The 16,961-nt window shown below is 67.8% G+C and carries 19 protein-coding genes and 4 pseudogenes; 15 read left to right on the top strand and 8 right to left on the bottom strand.

The window, feature by feature from the left end; genetic code table 11:
• Position 1: 1 nt before the first annotated feature.
• Genes alr through PGN37_RS16600 form a run of 7 tightly spaced genes read left to right on the top strand, consistent with a single transcriptional unit; the run spans position 2 to position 5,229 of the window.
• Positions 2 to 1,165, top strand: coding sequence for an alanine racemase (alr, locus tag PGN37_RS16570; protein WP_335332090.1), 1,164 nt, complete (start codon positions 2 to 4; stop codon positions 1,163 to 1,165).
• The gene (locus PGN37_RS16575) at positions 1,162 to 2,247 is read left to right on the top strand and encodes an alpha/beta fold hydrolase (RefSeq protein ID WP_335332091.1); all 1,086 of its coding nucleotides are present in this window, start codon (positions 1,162 to 1,164) and stop codon (positions 2,245 to 2,247) included. The genes alr and PGN37_RS16575 overlap by 4 nt, the downstream gene beginning before the upstream one ends.
• A complete protein-coding gene (gene tsaE / locus PGN37_RS16580) occupies positions 2,240 to 2,701 on the top strand; it encodes a tRNA (adenosine(37)-N6)-threonylcarbamoyltransferase complex ATPase subunit type 1 TsaE (RefSeq protein WP_335332092.1) in 462 nt (153 codons plus the stop codon). Before PGN37_RS16575 ends, tsaE begins: the two co-directional genes overlap by 8 nt.
• Positions 2,698 to 3,324, top strand: coding sequence for a tRNA (adenosine(37)-N6)-threonylcarbamoyltransferase complex dimerization subunit type 1 TsaB (gene tsaB, locus PGN37_RS16585; protein ID WP_335332093.1), 627 nt, complete (start codon positions 2,698 to 2,700; stop codon positions 3,322 to 3,324). Before tsaE ends, tsaB begins: the two co-directional genes overlap by 4 nt.
• Positions 3,321 to 3,773: a ribosomal protein S18-alanine N-acetyltransferase gene (gene rimI / locus PGN37_RS16590; protein WP_335332094.1), complete on the top strand. Its 453-nt coding sequence runs from the start codon at positions 3,321 to 3,323 to the stop codon at positions 3,771 to 3,773. Before tsaB ends, rimI begins: the two co-directional genes overlap by 4 nt.
• Positions 3,770 to 4,792, top strand: a complete 1,023-nt coding sequence (gene tsaD / locus PGN37_RS16595; protein WP_335332095.1) for a tRNA (adenosine(37)-N6)-threonylcarbamoyltransferase complex transferase subunit TsaD — start codon at positions 3,770 to 3,772, stop codon at positions 4,790 to 4,792. Before rimI ends, tsaD begins: the two co-directional genes overlap by 4 nt.
• Complete coding sequence (locus PGN37_RS16600; RefSeq protein WP_335332096.1) at positions 4,789 to 5,229, top strand: nuclear transport factor 2 family protein; 441 nt, start codon at positions 4,789 to 4,791, stop codon at positions 5,227 to 5,229. The genes tsaD and PGN37_RS16600 overlap by 4 nt, the downstream gene beginning before the upstream one ends.
• On the opposite strand, the gene PGN37_RS16605 is transcribed toward PGN37_RS16600, so the two are convergent.
• A complete protein-coding gene (locus PGN37_RS16605; RefSeq protein ID WP_335332097.1) occupies positions 5,226 to 6,887 on the bottom strand; it encodes an HNH endonuclease signature motif containing protein in 1,662 nt (553 codons plus the stop codon). The two genes, PGN37_RS16600 and PGN37_RS16605, sit on opposite strands and share 4 nt — an antisense overlap.
• Before the next feature lie 264 nt (positions 6,888 to 7,151).
• Between PGN37_RS16605 and groES the strand changes: the two genes are divergently transcribed.
• Both groES and groL read left to right on the top strand, forming a co-directional pair.
• On the top strand, positions 7,152 to 7,454 hold the full coding sequence (groES, locus tag PGN37_RS16610; RefSeq protein WP_032668542.1) for a co-chaperone GroES: 303 nt from the start codon (positions 7,152 to 7,154) through the stop codon (positions 7,452 to 7,454).
• A gap of 88 nt (positions 7,455 to 7,542) precedes the next feature.
• Positions 7,543 to 9,175: pseudogene (gene groL, locus PGN37_RS16615) on the top strand (chaperonin GroEL).
• A 66-nt stretch (positions 9,176 to 9,241) separates the two neighbouring features.
• Here the strand turns inward: groL and PGN37_RS16620 are convergent.
• On the bottom strand, positions 9,242 to 9,454 hold the full coding sequence (locus PGN37_RS16620; RefSeq protein ID WP_335332098.1) for a hypothetical protein: 213 nt from the start codon (positions 9,452 to 9,454) through the stop codon (positions 9,242 to 9,244).
• Positions 9,455 to 9,512: 58 nt separating this feature from the next.
• Between PGN37_RS16620 and PGN37_RS16625 the strand changes: the two genes are divergently transcribed.
• Both PGN37_RS16625 and PGN37_RS16630 read left to right on the top strand, forming a co-directional pair.
• Positions 9,513 to 10,199, top strand: a complete 687-nt coding sequence (locus PGN37_RS16625; RefSeq protein WP_335332099.1) for a hypothetical protein — start codon at positions 9,513 to 9,515, stop codon at positions 10,197 to 10,199.
• A 360-nt stretch (positions 10,200 to 10,559) separates the two neighbouring features.
• Positions 10,560 to 10,835 carry a DUF1883 domain-containing protein gene (locus PGN37_RS16630; protein ID WP_335332100.1) on the top strand — a complete coding sequence of 92 codons (276 nt, stop codon included), beginning with the start codon at positions 10,560 to 10,562 and terminating at the stop codon, positions 10,833 to 10,835.
• Between the two features lie 430 nt (positions 10,836 to 11,265).
• Here PGN37_RS16630 and PGN37_RS16635 read toward each other — a convergent pair whose 3' ends face one another.
• Genes PGN37_RS16635 through PGN37_RS16645 form a run of 3 tightly spaced genes read right to left on the bottom strand, consistent with a single transcriptional unit; the run spans position 11,266 to position 12,159 of the window.
• A complete protein-coding gene (locus tag PGN37_RS16635; protein WP_335332101.1) occupies positions 11,266 to 11,625 on the bottom strand; it encodes a Gp19/Gp15/Gp42 family protein in 360 nt (119 codons plus the stop codon).
• Positions 11,606 to 11,827 carry a hypothetical protein gene (locus tag PGN37_RS16640; RefSeq protein WP_335332102.1) on the bottom strand — a complete coding sequence of 74 codons (222 nt, stop codon included), beginning with the start codon at positions 11,825 to 11,827 and terminating at the stop codon, positions 11,606 to 11,608. Before PGN37_RS16640 ends, PGN37_RS16635 begins: the two co-directional genes overlap by 20 nt.
• Positions 11,824 to 12,159 (bottom strand): hypothetical protein, encoded by a 336-nt coding sequence (locus PGN37_RS16645; protein ID WP_335332103.1) that lies wholly within the window; start codon positions 12,157 to 12,159, stop codon positions 11,824 to 11,826. Before PGN37_RS16645 ends, PGN37_RS16640 begins: the two co-directional genes overlap by 4 nt.
• 327 nt (positions 12,160 to 12,486) lie before the next feature.
• On the opposite strand from PGN37_RS16645, the gene PGN37_RS16650 reads away from it, so the two are divergent.
• From PGN37_RS16650 to PGN37_RS27345, 3 genes and pseudogenes are all read left to right on the top strand, one after another.
• Positions 12,487 to 12,717 carry a hypothetical protein gene (locus PGN37_RS16650; protein ID WP_335332104.1) on the top strand — a complete coding sequence of 77 codons (231 nt, stop codon included), beginning with the start codon at positions 12,487 to 12,489 and terminating at the stop codon, positions 12,715 to 12,717.
• Positions 12,718 to 12,725: 8 nt separating this feature from the next.
• Positions 12,726 to 13,373, top strand: coding sequence for a hypothetical protein (locus PGN37_RS16655; protein WP_335332105.1), 648 nt, complete (start codon positions 12,726 to 12,728; stop codon positions 13,371 to 13,373).
• A 106-nt stretch (positions 13,374 to 13,479) separates the two neighbouring features.
• A pseudogene (locus PGN37_RS27345) lies at positions 13,480 to 13,581 on the top strand (hypothetical protein); the annotation flags it as partial.
• 51 nt (positions 13,582 to 13,632) lie between these two features.
• Here PGN37_RS27345 and PGN37_RS16660 read toward each other — a convergent pair.
• A complete protein-coding gene (locus PGN37_RS16660; protein WP_335332106.1) occupies positions 13,633 to 14,880 on the bottom strand; it encodes a carboxylesterase family protein in 1,248 nt (415 codons plus the stop codon).
• Positions 14,881 to 14,965: 85 nt separating this feature from the next.
• Between PGN37_RS16660 and PGN37_RS16665 the strand changes: the two genes are divergently transcribed.
• Complete coding sequence (locus PGN37_RS16665) at positions 14,966 to 16,441, top strand: threonine/serine exporter family protein (protein WP_335332107.1); 1,476 nt, start codon at positions 14,966 to 14,968, stop codon at positions 16,439 to 16,441.
• A 7-nt stretch (positions 16,442 to 16,448) separates the two neighbouring features.
• Here the strand turns inward: PGN37_RS16665 and PGN37_RS16670 are convergent.
• Both PGN37_RS16670 and PGN37_RS16675 read right to left on the bottom strand, forming a co-directional pair.
• Positions 16,449 to 16,734 (bottom strand): annotated as a pseudogene (locus tag PGN37_RS16670) (thiocyanate hydrolase).
• A gap of 56 nt (positions 16,735 to 16,790) precedes the next feature.
• A pseudogene (locus PGN37_RS16675) lies at positions 16,791 to 16,961 on the bottom strand (nitrile hydratase subunit alpha); the annotation flags it as partial.

Raw genomic sequence — 16,961 nt, forward strand, 5'->3', positions numbered from 1 at the left:
GGTGATCAACGCACTGAACACGACCCAGCACACGACCCAGCACGTGCCGACGGCGACCGTCGATCTCGACGCCATCGCGCACAACATCTCCGTGCTGCGCGAACGCGCCGGCACGGCCGCAGTCATGGCCGTCGTCAAGGCCGACGGTTACGGGCACGGCGCGACCGCTGTCGGGCGGGCGGCGCTGGCCGCGGGCGCGGCCCAGCTGGGCGTCGCGACCGTCGACGAGGCCCTGGCGCTGCGCCGCGACGGCATCACGGCACCGGTGCTCGCCTGGCTGCATTCGCCCGGCATGGATTTCGCGCCCGCGCTGTCGGCCGACGTCGAGGTCGCTATCTCGTCGGTGCGGCAGATCGAGCAGGTGGTGTCGGCGGTCCAGCGGACCGGTCGCACCGCGACTGTGACGATCAAGGCCGACACCGGGCTCAGCCGCAACGGTGTCGCCCCGGCCGACTTTCCGGCCGTCGTCACCGCGCTGCGCGACGCCGCCTCCGACGGCGCGGTGCGGGTACGAGGCCTGATGTCACACCTGGCGCACGGTGACAGCCCCGACCACCCGTTCAACAGCGTGCAGGCGCAGCGGCTCACCGAGATGGCCTCCGCGGCGCGCGGAGCAGGGGTGCACGTCGACGTCGTGCACCTGAGCAACTCCCCGGCCGCGCTGACCCGGCCCGACCTCGCCTTCGACATGGTCCGGCCGGGCATCGCGGTCTACGGCCAGACGCCGATCCCGGAGCGGGGCGACATGGGGCTGCGGCCGGCGATGACGCTGACGTGCCCCGTTGCGATGGTGCGTTCGCTGCGCGCCGGCGACGGTGTGTCCTACGGGCACACATGGATCGCCGAGTCCGATACGACGGTCGCGCTGATCCCCGCCGGATACGCCGACGGGGTGTTCCGCCTGCTGAGCAACAAGTTCTCGGTGCAGATCAACGGCCGTCGCTATCCGAATGTGGGGCGCGTCTGCATGGACCAGTTCGTGGTGGATCTGGGGCCTGGGCCGGTCGGGGTGAGCGAGGGCGACGAGGCGATCCTGTTCGGCCCGGGCACCCGGGGTGAGCCGACGGCGCAGGAGTGGGCGGACCTGCTCGGCACCATCAACTACGAGGTGGTCACCAGCCCGCGCGGCCGCATCACCCGGGCATACCAGGGTGGTGGGCGATGAGCCCCCGGGCCGGATGGCTGGCGGGGGCGGCGGGGGTCGTCGCCGTCGGCTCGGCGGCAGGGGTCACCGCGGCGCGCTCGCTGCGCCGCCGGGTGACGGACGACGATCCGTACCGGGACGAGGATTTCGAGCTGCTCGATGCCGACCGCAGCTCGGTCGTCACCACGCCGGACGGGGTGCCGCTGGCGGTGCGGGAGGTCGGCCCGACGGACGCGCCGCTGACGGTCGTCTTCGCGCACGGCTTCTGTCTTCGCATGGGCTCCTTCCACTTTCAGCGGGCCCGCCTGAGCGAGCAGTGGGGCGCGCAGGTGCGCATGGTCTTCTACGACCAGCGGGGCCACGGACAGTCCGGCGAGGCGCCGCCGGACACCTACACGGTCGAACAGCTGGGCCAGGACCTCGAGAGCGTGCTGGCGGTCATGGCGCCGCGCGGACCGGTGGTGCTCGTCGGGCACTCGATGGGCGGGATGACAGTGCTCTCCCACGCCCGCCAGTACCCGCAGCGTTACCCGAGCCGCATCGTCGGCGCGGCGATCATCGCCTCCGCCGCCGAAGGGGTGTCGCGTTCGCCCCTCGGCGAGATCCTCAAAAACCCTGCGCTGGAGGCAGTTCAGTTCGCTGCACGCTATGCGCCCAAGACGGTGCACCGGTTCCGTGGCAGCGCGCGGTCGGTGATCGGGCCCATCCTGCGGGCCGCGTCCTACGGCGACGAGAAGATCAGCCCGAGTGTGGTGGCGTTCTCCGAGAGGATGATGCACGACACCGCGATCGCCACGCTCGTCGAGTTCCTGCACGCGTTGGAAGTGCACGACGAGACCGCGGGCCTGGCGACGCTGCGGAAGGTGCCGACGCTGATCGCGTGCGGCGACCGCGATCTGTTGACCCCGGCCGAGTCGTCGCGGGAGATGGCCGAGGTGCTGCCGAAGTCCGAATTGGTGATCGTCGGTGGCGCAGGACATCTGGTGCAGTTGGAGCAGCCCGAGATCATCGACGAGGCGTTGGTCAGGTTGGTCGAGAGGTCGACACCGTCGAAGCTGGTGGCGATCACCCGCCGGGTGCGGGATCGGGTGCGCAATGGCTGACTCGGGGGTGCAGCAACTGGCCAGCGCGCAGGACACGTTGGCGTTCGGTGCCGAACTGGGCCGTGAGCTGCGCGCCGGCGATCTGGTGGTGCTGTCCGGTCCACTCGGTGCGGGAAAAACGGTGCTGGCCAAGGGAATCGCCGAGGGGATGGACGTCGAGGGGCCCGTGCTGTCGCCGACGTTCGTCCTCGCCCGGGTGCATCGGGCGCGTCGACCCGATACGGCGGACATGGTGCACGTCGATCTGTACCGGTTGCTGGACGAGAGTTCGGTGGATCTGCTCGCCGAACTCGACTCGCTGGATCTCGAAACCGATCTCGACGACGCGGTCGTCGTCGTGGAATGGGGCGAGGGGGTCGCCGAGCGGTTGTCGGAGCGGCACCTCGACATCCGGCTCGAGCGGACCGCGGACAGTGACGAGCGCACGGCGATCTGGCAGTGGAGTAGGCCATGAGCAGGCTGGTGCTGGCCGTCGACACAGCCACTCCCGCGGTGACCGCCGGGGTGGTGCGGATGGGCTCCGGAATCGAGGTGCTCGCCGAGCGGGTGACCGTGGACCCGCGTGCGCACGCAGAAACGTTGACGCCCAACATCGTCGGGGCTCTGGCGGACGCGGACGTCGAGGTGAGTGCGCTGGATGCCGTGGTGGTCGGGTGCGGGCCGGGGCCGTTCACGGGGTTGCGAGTGGGCATGGCGACGGCGGCGGCGTTCGGACACGCACTCGGCGTCGCGGTGCGCGGCGTGTGCAGCCTGGATGCGATCGCGGCGGGGACGACGGGGGAGGTACTCGTCGTCACCGATGCGCGCCGGCGTGAGGTGTACTGGGCGCGGTATCGCGACGGGGTGAGGGTGGACGGCCCGGCGGTCAGCGTTGCGGCCGACGTGCCGGCCGGCGCGGCTGCGGTGGCCGGTTCACCCGAGCATGCGGCGCTGTTCGAGCTGCCGAGGCTCGCGCCCGTATCGCCCACAGCCGCGGGTCTGGTTGCGGCCGTGGCGGATTGGGACGGTGAGCCGGAGCCGCTGGTGCCGCTGTATCTGCGCAGACCCGATGCGAAACCGTCGGTGGCGAAGCGATGAACGTGCAGTACGCGACGCTGACGGCGGCGGACGCAGCGCGCTGCGCCGAACTCGAGGCACAGCTGTTCGACGGGGACGATCCGTGGCCCGAGCGCGCCTTTCTGGCCGAGCTCGCGGCCAAGCACAATCACTACGTGGCGGCCCGCGCCGACGACAAGCTGGTGGGCTATGCCGGTATCGCGCGGCTGGGGCGGTGCAAACCCTTCGAGTACGAGGTGCACACGATCGCCGTCGACCCCACGTATCAAGGTCACGGCATCGGCCGGGAGATGTTGCGCAGGCTGGTCGATTACGCCGATGGTGGGGCGATCTTCCTGGAGGTCCGTACCGACAACGAGGCCGCAATCAAGCTCTACGAGAGCGAGGGTTTCGCGCGGATCGGGCTGCGCAAGCGGTACTACCGCGTCAGCGGCGCCGACGCCTATTCGATGAAGCGGGAGCCGCGATGATCATCTTGGCGATCGAGAGTTCGTGCGACGAGACCGGTGTCGGTATCGCGCGGTTGGACGACGACGGGACGGTGACGCTGCTGGCCGACGAGGTGGCCTCCAGCGTCGACGAGCACGCCCGGTTCGGTGGAGTCGTGCCGGAGATCGCGTCGCGCGCCCATCTCGAAGCGTTGGGGCCGACGATGCGACGCGCTCTGCAGGCGGCGGGCATCGACCGGCCGGACGTCGTCGCGGCGACGATCGGCCCGGGATTGGCGGGGGCACTCCTGGTGGGGGTGGCCGCGGCGAAAGCGTATGCGGCGGCGTGGCAGGTGCCGTTCTATGCGGTGAACCATCTCGGCGGACATCTGGCTGCCGACGTCTTCGATCACGGGCCGTTGCCGGAGAGCATCGGTCTGCTGGTGTCCGGCGGGCACACCAATCTTCTGCATGTGCGGTCGCTCGGTGAGCCGATCGTGGAGCTGGGCTCGACGGTCGACGACGCGGCGGGGGAGGCCTACGACAAGGTGGCGCGGCTGCTGGGTCTGGGATACCCGGGTGGCCGGGTGCTCGACGAATTGGCGCGTGAGGGCGACCCGGGCGCGATCGTCTTTCCCCGCGGAATGACGGGCCCCCGAGACGACCGGTATGCATTCAGCTTCTCGGGCCTCAAGACGGCAGTGGCGCGATATGTGGAGAGTCACCCGGAGGCCTCGCAGGCGGACATCGCGGCGGGTTTCCAGGAGGCGGTCGCAGACGTGCTGACGGCGAAGGCGGTGCGCGCGGCCGGCGAGCTGGGTGTGTCGACGCTGCTGATCGCCGGTGGCGTGGCGGCGAATTCGCGTCTGCGGGAGCTGGCCGAGGAGCGTTGCGTGGCAGCGGGTCTGACGCTTCGGGTGCCGCGGCCGCGGTTGTGCACGGACAACGGGGCGATGATCGCGTCGTTCGCCGCGCACCTGATTGCGGCGGGTGCCGAGCCGTCACCGCTCGGTGTCGCGAGCGATCCGGGCCTGCCGGTGGTGCGGGGGCAGGTCGCGTGACCGGGTGGGCCGACTCGTTGGCTGTCACCGAACTGCTCTACCGCTACGCCGAATTGATCGACGCCGGCGACTTCGACGGGGTCGGCCAGCTGTTGGGCCGAGGCAACTTCATGGGTGTCGCGGGTAGTGGGGCGATCGCGGCCCTGTTCGCCGCGACGACCCGCCGCTTCCCCGACCACGGCAACACCCCGCGAACCCGCCATCTCGTCCTCAATCCGATCGTCGATGTCACCGGCGACACTGCTACCGCGCGGTCCACGTTCTGCGTCGTACAGCAAACGGATTCCGTTGCGCTGCAGCCGATCGTCGTCGGACGGTACGCGGACACCTTTGCCCGCGACGAGAACGGCTGGTACTTCACCGAGCGCACGGTCGATGTCGAGATGATCGGTGACGTTTCCGACCACCTGCTGATGGACCCCCGCCGACTCCGCTAGAACGGCGGTGGGTCGCTACCGGCGGGCGGGGCGGAGTAGTCGCACCAATCCTGTTGTGGTCGTTCGATACCGACGTGTTCGAGGGCTCGTTCGCGGTGGTTGAGTTCGCGTTCTCTGCGGATGTAGGCGGCGCGGTTCTGGGTGCGGCTGCGGGAGCGGGTGGGCATCTTGAGGTGGCGGCCCGGGGTGGGTCGCTGCGTGGTGGTGGTGTGGTTGGGTGGTGGTTCGGTGCGGGTGTTCCATGATGGGAACAGCAGCGCCGATAGCGGTGTGGTGGTGTAGGTGTGGCCGGTCGGGCTGATCAGATGCAGTCGTCCGTCGGGGGTTTGGCGTTCGGTCCACCCGTCCCAGAACGTTTTCAGTAGATGGTGTTGGCGGCAATAGCATTTGGTGTTGGCCGGATGTGTGGCGCCGAGCGGGTAGGGCACGGTGTGGTCGATGTCGGCGTGGGTGGCGGGGCGGTCGCAGCCGGGGAAGCGGCACGTCAGATCCCGCGAGCGCACGAACCGGTCCAGCGCGGCTGAGGGTCGGTAGCCGTTGGTGGCCAGGCAGTCGGTATCGCCGACGAAGCGGACCGTGGCGCCGTGGGCGATCAGTTCGGCCAACAGCGGTGCGGGCACGATCCCGCCGCCGGGGCCCACGATCAGCGCCGCGCGTCGCCTGCCCGCCGGTGTGGGCTGCTCGGTGGTCTTCACGGCAGGGGTGGTCGTCGAACTATCTGGCGCATCTGATTGCCCAGCGGCGCTTGACTTCTCGACACACTCGGCGTCCACGGGCTCATCGGCCTCGACAGGCCGCCCCTTGCGTGGGGTGTAGGCGGGTTGGGGAGGTTCGCCGTGCAGCGCAGGGTCGGGTTCGGCGTCGAGGGCGGCCTGATCGGCGATGACGGTGATCGTGATGCTGGAGGCGCGGCGGTCATCGACTGCTGCGGCCGCGCAGTCGGGGCGGCCGCAGCGGCACGACAGGGCTGTGGCACCGGCGGCCATCGCGCCGATCGAGTCGGCGCGTTTCTGATCCAGGGTGCGTGGATCGAACTCACACACCGAGGCGATCAGCATCGCCAACCGCGCTGACAGCAGCGCCGCATCCGAGGCGGCCAGCTGCCCGTAGACGGTGGTGATGCCGGCAGTGTCGTGACGGTCCCCGATGGTGAACGACCGATCCCGCGACCGATCCCGCACCCGCCGCACCGCATCGGGGTCATAGGTCTCGATCCGCACATCGATGGCGGCCTCGAGCTTCTTCTGCGACAACACACCCCAGCAGCTGGCCGCGTCGACGAAGTGCCCGTCGAGCCGCGCCAACGTGGCGGGATCGACCACGAGCGCGGTGCGGGACACCACCGTGCGCACCACATCCAGCGTCACCCGCCCATCGGCCAACAGCGCCCCCAGACCAGGGAAGCGATCACGCAGCGCCACCGCCAGGTCCATCAGCGCCGACGCCCGCCCCGGGCTGATCGACAGCGCAGCACCGATCTCGGCGGCCGTGGCGTCCCAGTCCGCACACACCCACCGCTCCCGCTCCGGGCGACGCCGACGCCGCCACAGTTCAGCGATCGCCGCCAACGAGATCGCCTCGGCGCGCGCAGCAGCGGCCACCGAACTGGTCACCACATCGACCAGATCCGCCTCACCCACCCGCGTCAATTCGAACATATGTACTAAATTACCCACGGCCCGCCCGGCCCGGCGCGGCAAAATCCCAGCCTGTGGATAACTCGGAGGCTGGGGATGAATCCGCCGCCGTTCGCTCGGGGCGTACACAGGAACCCCAACCTTGAGGACCTAGCACTCGCATGTATAGAGTGCTAGGCGGCAGTCGGTTCAGCCCTGTGTCGGCACCCGCGACGACGGCGCGAGGGCGGTCACTGACCGCCGTGTACGCACACCCACATCAATATTTCCAGTGAAGGGGCTCCAATCGTGGCAGTCAACATCAAGCCACTCGAGGACAAGATCCTCGTACAGGCCAACGAGGCCGAGACCACGACCGCTTCCGGTCTGGTCATCCCCGACACCGCCAAGGAAAAGCCGCAGGAAGGCACCGTCGTCGCAGTAGGCCCCGGCCGCTGGGATGAGGACGGCGAGAAGCGGATTCCTCTGGACGTGTCTGAGGGCGACGTGGTCATCTACAGCAAGTACGGCGGCACCGAGATCAAGTACAACGGCGAGGAGTACCTGATCCTCTCGGCCCGCGACGTGCTGGCTGTCGTCTCCAAGTAAGCGAATCGTGTTCCGCCCCGGACGTTCCCGTATCGACGGGTGATGTCCGGGGCGGTGCGCGTTACACCCGTCCTAGGGAAAGACATTCATGAGCAAGCAAATTGAGTTCAACGAAACCGCGCGTCGCGCCATGGAAGTGGGCGTCGACAAGCTCGCCGACGCGGTCAAGGTGACGCTGGGTCCCCGCGGTCGCCACGTGGTGCTCGCCAAAGCCTGGGGTGGACCGACCGTCACCAACGACGGCGTGACCATCGCCCGCGAGATCGATCTCGAGGATCCCTTCGAGAACCTCGGCGCACAGCTGGTCAAGTCGGTGGCCACCAAGACCAACGACGTCGCCGGCGACGGCACCACCACCGCCACCGTGCTGGCCCAGGCGCTCGTCAAGGCCGGCCTGCGGAACGTGGCGGCGGGCGCCAACCCGATCGCGCTCGGTTCGGGCATCAGCAAGGCCGCCGACGCCGTGTCGGAGGCGCTGTTGGCTGCGGCCACGCCGGTCGCCGACAAGAAGGCCATCGCACAGGTCGCCACGGTGTCCTCGCGTGACGAGCTGGTCGGCGAGTTGGTCGGCGAGGCCATGACCAAGGTGGGCACCGACGGCGTCGTCACCGTCGAGGAGTCCTCGACGATGAACACTGAGCTGGAGATCACCGAAGGAGTCGGTTTCGACAAGGGCTTCATCTCGGCCTACTTCGTCACCGACTTCGATTCCCAGGAAGCAGTTCTCGAAGACGCGCTGGTGCTGCTGCACCGCGAGAAGATCAGCTCTCTTCCCGACCTGCTGCCCCTTCTGGAGAAGGTCGCCGAGGCCGGCAAGCCGCTGCTCATCGTCGCCGAAGACGTTGAGGGCGAGGCGCTCTCGACGCTGGTCGTCAACGCGATCCGCAAGACGCTGAAGGCCGTCGCCGTCAAGGCGCCGTTCTTCGGTGACCGTCGCAAGGCATTCCTCGACGACCTCGCGGTCGTCACCGGCGGGCAGGTCGTCAACCCCCGACGTGGGTCTGATCCTGCGTGACGTCGGCCTCGAGGTGCTCGGCACCGCGCGCCGTGTCGTCGTGTCCAAGGACAGCACGGTGATCGTCGACGGCGGCGGCACCCAGGACGCCATCGACGGCCGCAAGTCGCAATTGCGTTCGGAGATCGAGGCTTCGGATTCCGACTGGGATCGGGAGAAGCTCGAGGAGCGGCTGGCGAAGCTCGCGGGCGGTGTTGCGGTCATCAAGGTCGGCGCGGCCACCGAGACCGACCTGAAGAAGCGCAAGGAAGCCGTCGAGGATGCCGTGGCCGCAGCCAAGGCTGCCGTCGAAGAGGGTGTCGTCGTCGGTGGCGGTGCGGCGCTGGTCCAGGCCCGCAATGCACTCGACACGCTGCGCGGGGAGCTCTCCGGAGACGAGGCGCTCGGCGTCGGCGTGTTCGCCGCCGCGCTGTCCTCGCCGCTGTACTGGATCGCCACCAACGCCGGGCTGGACGGTTCGGTCGTCGTCAACAAGGTGTCGGAACTGCCTGCGGGACAGGGGTTCAACGCCGCGACGCTCGAGTACGGCGATCTGATCGCCGACGGTGTCGTCGATCCGGTCAAGGTGACGCGGTCCGCGGTCGTCAATGCCGCGTCGGTGGCACGTATGGTGCTCAGCACCGAGACCGCCGTTGTCGACAAGCCGGCTGAGCCGGAGGGCGACGCTCATGGCCACAGCCATGGGCACGGTCATCACCACCACTAGCAAGTGACGAAACACCCCCGGTCCTGTTGGGCCGGGGGTGTTTCTCTTTTCTGCCGTGCGCTTTGACTAGAACTTCGGGAACAGGTTCGCCTCGTACGAGCCATCCGGCTTCTGCGGGAACACGAGATTGAACCTCACGAGTTCCTCGGCTGCATCGACATGCGGTGCTGGTACCGACGTGTTGGCCAGTATGGCCTCCGCTGCGGCCAGATGTCGCTCGCTGCCTCCGGTCCGCTCGTCGACCATTTTGAGCCACGCCTGTTGGTGCTCTTCGAACATGCCTCAGCATCCCACGCGCCTGTCCGGCTTCGTCGCCCGCGCTGCATACGATCGGCCAGTGGAGTCTGCTCTAACTTTGGTGGGCATCGCCACAGGTCTGGCAACGCTGTTGGCGGCGGTCGTCAGTCTGCCGTTCACGCCGGCCCGATTCTGGTCCTGGCGGCTGCGGAAGCACGCCGAGACGGTGAATGTCATAGACCCGGAGCGTCAGCCGCATCAGCACGAGATCGTGATGCGGCATGCAGACCTGCTCGCCAGCAAGGTTGCTGCCGCCCACCACATCCCGACGGACTGGAACCGATTCAAATGGACGATGATCTCGATCGGTTTCCCAGTGGGCGTGGCGCTGTCGTCGGTGTGGATGGTCGTGCGTGGGCAGAAGCCCTGGGACGGTCTGACTCCGCTCGACATATACGGGTTCGTGTTCGCCACAATGTGGTGGTTCGCGACGGTACTTCTCCTAATCGCAAGCTACAAGCAGACGCGAATGCAGCGACTCCGATTCATCGAGCTGGGGTGCCCTCCCGACTACGAACCTCCGACGAACTGGAGTGAGGCGCGGATCGCAGATTTTCCGAGCCATCTGCGTTCGGTCAACCACACCTGGCGCCGTGCCCGCGATATGCGAAAGGCGGGTTCCATCCCAGCGGAGTGGAGGCCGAGGAACGAGGCAGCGGCGCTGCGGAGAAAGGTGTCGGTGTGGGCGCGCGACCGGCCATGGTACCTCGGCGGCATGCTCCGTTAGTCGGCACAGCCAACAACGGCAGCGCACCTTAGTGGTGGTCACCGACAAATCGATGGTCCGACACGCCGAGGGTTGCGGGAAAGAGTGCCTCTGACCTGCGAACTCAGACGACGAAATTCAAAACGCGGCTTGGCCCCGTGCGGTGTCGGTGCGCGGGTGTAGCGTTCTTGACGCCGAGAGGAGCAAGACGAAACCCTCAACCGTTGGGGGTGGAGATCCGCCAGGGCTGAGGGCTTCGTGGCTGCATTTTCTGAGGATGCCGTCGTCACGTTACACCGAGGCAAGATCCGTTTCGCAGAGAACCGGGTTCTGGCGTTTCTCCGTTCGTCCTCTCGACGCTATTGAGGAGAACGAACGCCTATGAACGGCAAAACGGCCAATCTCGGCCACCTCCCGGCAGGTTCCGTTGTGCGCGTCAGCATTCAGGGTGACGGGCCGAACGTGCGGATCTTCGATCGCTCGAACTTTCGTGCGTTCCAGTCGGGCCAACGGGCCAAGTACTACGGGGGCCACGCACAGCGGTCTCCCGTGTCAATTGCGGTCCCGTACGCGGCCGAATGGCACCTCGTCATCGACTTCGGCGGTTACGCCGGTCGTGCGACGTTCCAGTACGAGATTCTGCGCGCCACCGGATAACGGCTACTCGCAGAGCGGAAGGCGGCACCGCTTCGGCGGTGCCGTTCTTCGTCTTTCAGGATCGAACCATCGTGTAGATGGCGTGGGTGGTGCGCCGACTGCCGGTGTGGAGCTCGGCGTCACCCTCGATCGTGTACCGCTTGCCGCGCCACTCCGCGCCACTCCGCGCCACTCCGCGGCGCGCTGTGCGCCGAGGACGCCGCCTCCGGTGGGCCAACCGCCGGCCAGTCTGAGGCGGTATCGGGTGGTGGTGTTGAACGCGCTACCGTCCGTGTTCTCCGACGAGTTGATCGGCTGCACGGATGCCCGGACGACGACACCGACCGACCCAGGCCGGGTGCGTTTGTTGCCGTCGCTGTCCTCGTCCTGGACTTCGGGGTAGACGGTGACGACCACGGGGCCTCGGTTGAGGAGGCTCATGCTCGGACTCCTATCCGGGGCGAGATGGCGAACATCTCCCGACCCTCACCCCGAGGGTCTGCCACTCCTCGGGGGTGATCCTCAGTGAGTTGTCGGCTGCCGCAGCCGACTTGGTGTAGGTGTAGTTGCGGTCAGACTCGGAGTAGACGCCGTCCGGGTTGCGGACGACGCGGTAGACGGCCTCTGCCCCTACGTCGCGAACGTCGTCGGGGTCGATCTGGCCTGCCTCGGTCTGGCCGACAAGGTCTGGGATTCTGCGGAGGATCATCCGCTCGACCTGATCGAGCCGGCGCTCGACCAGAGCGGTCTCGGCTGCGTCGAGATCTCGCGCCAGCAGCGCGGCGACATCGTCAGCGTTCGCGTAGGTCAATGGCTCGTTCCAATCGGTCTAGTAGTGCTGCGGTGGCGGGATTGGTGAGCTGGCCTGCCGCTTGCTTGGCTCGCATGTCGGCGAGGAACTGCGCGTGGGAGCGCAGATCCGGATTGGCGAATCGACGTTTCATCACGTCGACCAGCGCCGTGGTCGGCTGTCTGCGGGTGGTGGCCTGCTGCCGCCTCTTGCCGGCCCTCATTCGTGCCACCGTGCGTCAGCAGCCCGCTGGCCGGCTCGGCTGCGGGTGAGCTTGCCGTCGCCGCCGTCGGTGTCGACGCGGATCGACTTGAGCATCGAGAGCAAGAGGCTCTGGCTCTTGTGGAGATCGTCCACTTCGGGTATCGAGACCGGCTGCCCGTTGTAACCGGTAACGCGGGTATCCGGGCCGGCCGTACGGACCAAACGCCGCAACCGATCGACCTCGTCGGCGAGGTAGCACGCCTCCTCGATCACGGTCCAGGTCTCGCGGCTCTCGTTGAAGTCTGCAGAGGTGTGCAGCTCGCGCCAGAGTCGCCTGCCGCGACTCTTCATGCCGGTCGGGCACTGCGGGATCGTTGGTGCTTCTTCGGTGCCTGTTTCGGGCGCGTTTGACCTCGTTTCTGGCCCGAAACGGGGCCTTAGTGGTGGATCCTGGCCTGGGGTTATGCGCGTTTGCGCTGGTCAGCAAGTTGAAAACTGAGCTATGCGTCGCATCCGATCCGGCACCCGCATTACCGACCGGTCGTGGAGGGGGCCTGGGGGTCAACCCCCTGGCGTACGGACGGCGCCCAGTCCGCAGCTATCGCGAAATCGATTCGCTTTGCTAAATGCAGTGGATAAGCTTCTCGGACGCCTGTCGGTGTACGGAGGGGGAATGGGATGAAATACCTGATCGGTGGCCTGGCCACCTTGCTGCTGGGAGCAGCATTGAGCTTTGCGCCCGCCGCTTCAGCGGGGCCGTTCTGCAGTTTCTTCGACGTCGCCGGACTCTGTGATGTGCGAGACGCGATCAAAGCATGCTCGGACTACCCGTCTGCGTGTGAGCAGTATTCGCCGCCGCCGTCGCAGCAACCGTATGGGGGATACGAGCAGCCGTCCTACGGACGCTGACCTGAGGGATGGTCGACAAGGTTCCTGACACTCCCGTGCTGCCGCCTCTCGACCACCTCCAGCAGGCGAGCGTGCGGGCACGGGCAACCCTGAGATATAAGGGCGGCGTCCCGCCAGAGCTAAAAGCGGACCGGCGTTACCTCTGGGGCTATGTGCACCTCACCAGGCTTGTCGATAAGGCCATCCGCGAATACAACGCGGCAAGAGAGGCCGGTCGCTTATTCGGCGTCCAGAAGATTGAAGGCGGTTCACTGGACATGGTCCCGTACCTCCTACGGGCCTGCGACCACCTGGAGAACTGCGTAGACGCCACACATCGGGCGGTAGAAGCCCTGCAGGCCCTTCGCGCCGCGGGCGTGGGAACTCGATCGCCTGAGCCGAATGCCGAATCAGTCCGACGCATCCAAGAGATACGCCATGCGGTGCAGCACACAAGTCACCGCCTGATCGATACGGACAGCCTGAACAAGAAGCGTCGCCCTTTCGGGCCGCAAGACCCGTATGGCATTGCGCCACAGAAGGATCACCTTGCGATCGGCGCAGAAGATCCACTTGCTTACGTCGATCTAGTTGAACTCATCGAGACTTGTTACAAGGCAGCGGAACTCATCGGCGACCGGGCTGCGCGCAGTTACCTCCTAGTCGACCGAGAGTGAGACCGGAGAGCCGTCAATGGAAGGACGGCCCTCCGGTGTACTGCAACGCGGCCGAGTGTCAGGCGACGTCGTAGCCGCGCGTAGTGGAGGTGAGCTGGTCACATGGCGTATGGTGCTCAGCACCGAGACCGCCGTTGTCGACAAGCCGGCTGAGCCGGAGGGCGACGCTCATGGCCACAGCCATGGGCACGGTCATCACCACCACTAGCAAGTGACGAAACACCCCCGGTCCTGTTGGGCCGGGGGTGTTTTCGTTCGATCAGCAACCGTGTGCGAAAGCGCTCCACTGTGTGCGAACACGTGCCGCCAACTCGTCGTCGACCCCGTCGGAACCCAACATCGGTGCGTCCGACCATGTTTCGCGTGAACCCAGCAGCAGCGGAACCTCGATGCAGTGGCATGCACCGAACGGGCCCGGGGTCCAGTCGACGCGGTAGGTGTGAGCCCGCCCGCCGGCCGCGCGCCAGGAAGCGGCGAGCGCCAGCGCGGGGGCGCCGAACATCTGCCGCGTGATCAGGCGTCCCGCCGCCGATGACGCCGCAGCGCCGACTGCTCCCAGCCGGCGCAACCGGGCGCCGCGCTGGTCGAGCATCACGAACGGCAGCGCGTCGTCGCGGGTGTACCCGACGAGAATCTCGACGCGCGACGCCGCAGACGTCATCGCCGCACCCATCGGCGCCTGTTCCACCGTCGGGGCGAACGGCATCTTGCCGATCATGCCGAACGGCGCGGCAGCGTTCAGTGCGGCCACCTGCGCCTCCATCAGCAGCCCGATGTCCGCGGTGCCCGGTGCGACGCCCGACAACCGTGCCAACGCTGACTCCCGCATGGCCGCGACCATCGCGGTGCGGTCCACACCGTGGACGCCCAGCGGTGCGCTCTGCAGGATCGCCCGCGAGAACAGGGTCTGCGTCTCCGGGCACATCATCAGGGCCAGCGCCGAGTAGCCGCCCGCGGACTGGCCGAACACCGTGACTCGTCGAGGATCACCGCCGAACGCGGCGATGTTGTTCTGCACCCACCGCAGCGCGGCGATCTGGTCCTGCAGGCCCAGGTTGTCGCAGCCCGCATCGGCGAGGTTGAGGAAGCCCAGAATGCCGAGCCGGTAGCTCACCCGGACGACGACGACGCGCCCCTCGCGCACCAGCGCGTCGGCATCGTATTTCGCTGCCTCACCACTTCCGGACACGTACGCGCCGCCGTGTAACCACACCATCACGGGAAGGTCGGTCGCGTCGGCCGGTGCGGTCACGCTCAGGACCTGGCACTGCTCGCTCGTGTCGAGTTCGTCGACCAGGGGCCCGGTGATGAAACCCAGCCGCGACGGCAGTTGCGGACAGGCAGGGCCGCGCGCCGTCGCATCGACGAGGTCGGGGGATACCGCGACGGGGACCGGCGGGGCGAAGCGGTCCGCCGTCGCATACCGCACTCCACGGGCTTGGATCAGCCCGTCGTCCTCGCTGACCAGCAGTCGGCCACCCGTCGAGGAGATCTCACGCGTGGCCACAGGTCCAACCCTAGGGCGATGTGCCCACACTCACCCTGTCAGGCCCTGGTCATTGCGCCTGCCATGAGTAAAATAGGTTTTGCTCATGACCGAGACGGCTGAGCGAATCCACAGGACCGAGGAGGGCGCAGCCGTGGGCGCGCAGTCACGCCAGCGGGGGCTTTTGAGCCGGATCGTGCGGGAGACCGACCCGCCGACCGGCGCGATGCCGCGGCTCCCTGCATCGTCGGCAGACATCGACGACGCCTACTACGCGCGCGTCGGCGATGTGCTCGACCTGGCGGGAAACATCGGCGCCATCCTGATGGCGTCGGGGACACCCGCCACCGCCACGATGGATCAGGTCACCGCGATCACATCGGCCTACGGTGTTGAGCGCTGTGAGGTCGACGTCATCAACACCACGATCCACATCGCCGCCTACCGCGGTCCGTCCTCACCGGTCAGCACCCTGCACATCGTGCAGTCGCGGTCCATCGACTTCAGCCGGCTGGCTGCTGTCGACCGGTTGATCACCAAGATCCGCGACGGTCAGATCTCGCCGGGAGACGCTCGCGCAGAACTCGACGAGATCATCATCGCCCCGCACCCGTACCGCCGGTGGATCGCCACCCTGGCCTGGGGCGCGCTCGCGTTCGCCACCGCAGGCACGCTCGGCGCGACGTGGCTGGCCTGTGTGGTCAGCGCGCTCAGCACCATGACCATCGACCGCGTGAACCGGCGTCTCAACCGCCACGGTCTGCCGTTCTTCTTTCAGTACGCCGTCGGCGGTGCCATCGCTGCCGCCCCGCCGATCATCCTGTACTGGCTCAGCCCGAGGCTGGGCCTGGACTTCGAGCCGAGCGTGGCCATCGCGGCCGGTCTCGTGGTGTTGCTCGCGGGGCTGTCCCTGGTGGGATCGGTCGGCGATGTCATCAGTGGCGCACCGGTGACGGCCGCCGGCCGCTTCTTCGAGCTGGTGATGATGACGGGAGCGACGATCGCCGGCGTGGCTCTGGTGCTGCACCTAGCCAACCGTTTCGGCGCGCCGTTCGTGGCCATCGATGCGCACTCGCCTCCCGCCATCGCCGAATTCCCCGCCCGCGTCGCGTTCGGCGCCGCGAGCGCGGCAGCCTACGCGCTGGCCTGCTACGCCGAACGCTCGGCGGCCATCGCGGCCGCCTTCGGCGGGGCGGCGGGCACCATCGCATTCCTGCTCGCCCAGGGCGCCGGCCTGGGGGCCGTCGTCGCGTCCTTCGTGGCGGCGGTACCGATCGGGCTGGTCGGCCGGCTCATGGAGCGTCGCAACCTGGCCCCGCCGATGGTGGTGTCGATCGCGGGCATCGTGCCCTTGCTGCCGGCCTGGCGCTGCTGCACGGCATCTACGCGATCCTCAACGACCAGAGTGCCGTCGGCTTCGCCTCGGTGCTGGGCGCCTTCGCGATCGGGACGGCGCTGGCGGCGGGGCGTGACGCTCGGGGAGTGGAGTTCGTGGAAAGTGCGCCGGCGGCGGCTGCAGGCGCGGCGCACCAACCGCAACCTCAAGCTGCCGGGCCGCTCGCCGCTGAGCTCCGCGGACTAGCGCGGTACTAGGTGGCCTCCAGGCGGGCCCGCACAGCGGCCATCCGGTGTTGCAGGTCGGCCTCCGAGATCACCCCGCGCGCCAGCAGCGAGTGCGCGAGAGCGACGAGCTGGTTCTCGGGGTACGGCAGATCGGAGTAGGTGGTCGCCACCAGGACGTCCTCCTCGTCGCGGCGCTCCTTGAACGTCGGCACGTCAGCCTCGCAGGCGGCGCGGTCCAGTGCGTCGCACAATCCGGTCCAGGCTGGTCTTCCACGGCGGCACCGGATTCTCGACGCCGTACTTCGCGGCCATGCGCGGCCACACCTGGTTCCGGTCGATGACGCCACGTAGCGCTGCACTGTCCACGGTCACTCCGCGATCGGGTGCAGTGCGGGCCGGGTGTCGGTGACGACGTTGGTGCTCACCCCCGGGTTTGGGCAGCGCGACACCGATCAGGCAGTCGCGGGTGACGATCTCGGCGAGCTGGTCCTCGGTCCAGCCCTCGGTGCCCGGCGGTCGCATCGGCATCACCATGAAGC

The organism is Mycobacterium kyogaense (assembly GCF_036946525.1).
GTDB lineage: Bacteria > Actinomycetota > Actinomycetes > Mycobacteriales > Mycobacteriaceae > Mycobacterium > Mycobacterium kyogaense_A.

Coding starts and splice junctions, on each gene's coding strand:
- PGN37_RS16575 (WP_335332091.1), top strand. CDS start 1,162: ATGAGCCCCCGGGCCGGATGGCTGGCGGGGGCGGCGGGGGTCGTCGCC.
- tsaE (WP_335332092.1), top strand. CDS start 2,240: ATGGCTGACTCGGGGGTGCAGCAACTGGCCAGCGCGCAGGACACGTTG.
- tsaB (WP_335332093.1), top strand. CDS start 2,698: ATGAGCAGGCTGGTGCTGGCCGTCGACACAGCCACTCCCGCGGTGACC.
- rimI (WP_335332094.1), top strand. CDS start 3,321: ATGAACGTGCAGTACGCGACGCTGACGGCGGCGGACGCAGCGCGCTGC.
- tsaD (WP_335332095.1), top strand. CDS start 3,770: ATGATCATCTTGGCGATCGAGAGTTCGTGCGACGAGACCGGTGTCGGT.
- PGN37_RS16605 (WP_335332097.1), bottom strand. CDS start 6,887: ATGTTCGAATTGACGCGGGTGGGTGAGGCGGATCTGGTCGATGTGGTG.
- PGN37_RS16620 (WP_335332098.1), bottom strand. CDS start 9,454: ATGTTCGAAGAGCACCAACAGGCGTGGCTCAAAATGGTCGACGAGCGG.
- PGN37_RS16630 (WP_335332100.1), top strand. CDS start 10,560: ATGAACGGCAAAACGGCCAATCTCGGCCACCTCCCGGCAGGTTCCGTT.
- PGN37_RS16640 (WP_335332102.1), bottom strand. CDS start 11,827: ATGAGGGCCGGCAAGAGGCGGCAGCAGGCCACCACCCGCAGACAGCCG.
- PGN37_RS16645 (WP_335332103.1), bottom strand. CDS start 12,159: ATGAAGAGTCGCGGCAGGCGACTCTGGCGCGAGCTGCACACCTCTGCA.
- PGN37_RS16650 (WP_335332104.1), top strand. CDS start 12,487: ATGAAATACCTGATCGGTGGCCTGGCCACCTTGCTGCTGGGAGCAGCA.
- PGN37_RS16655 (WP_335332105.1), top strand. CDS start 12,726: ATGGTCGACAAGGTTCCTGACACTCCCGTGCTGCCGCCTCTCGACCAC.
- PGN37_RS16665 (WP_335332107.1), top strand. CDS start 14,966: ATGACCGAGACGGCTGAGCGAATCCACAGGACCGAGGAGGGCGCAGCC.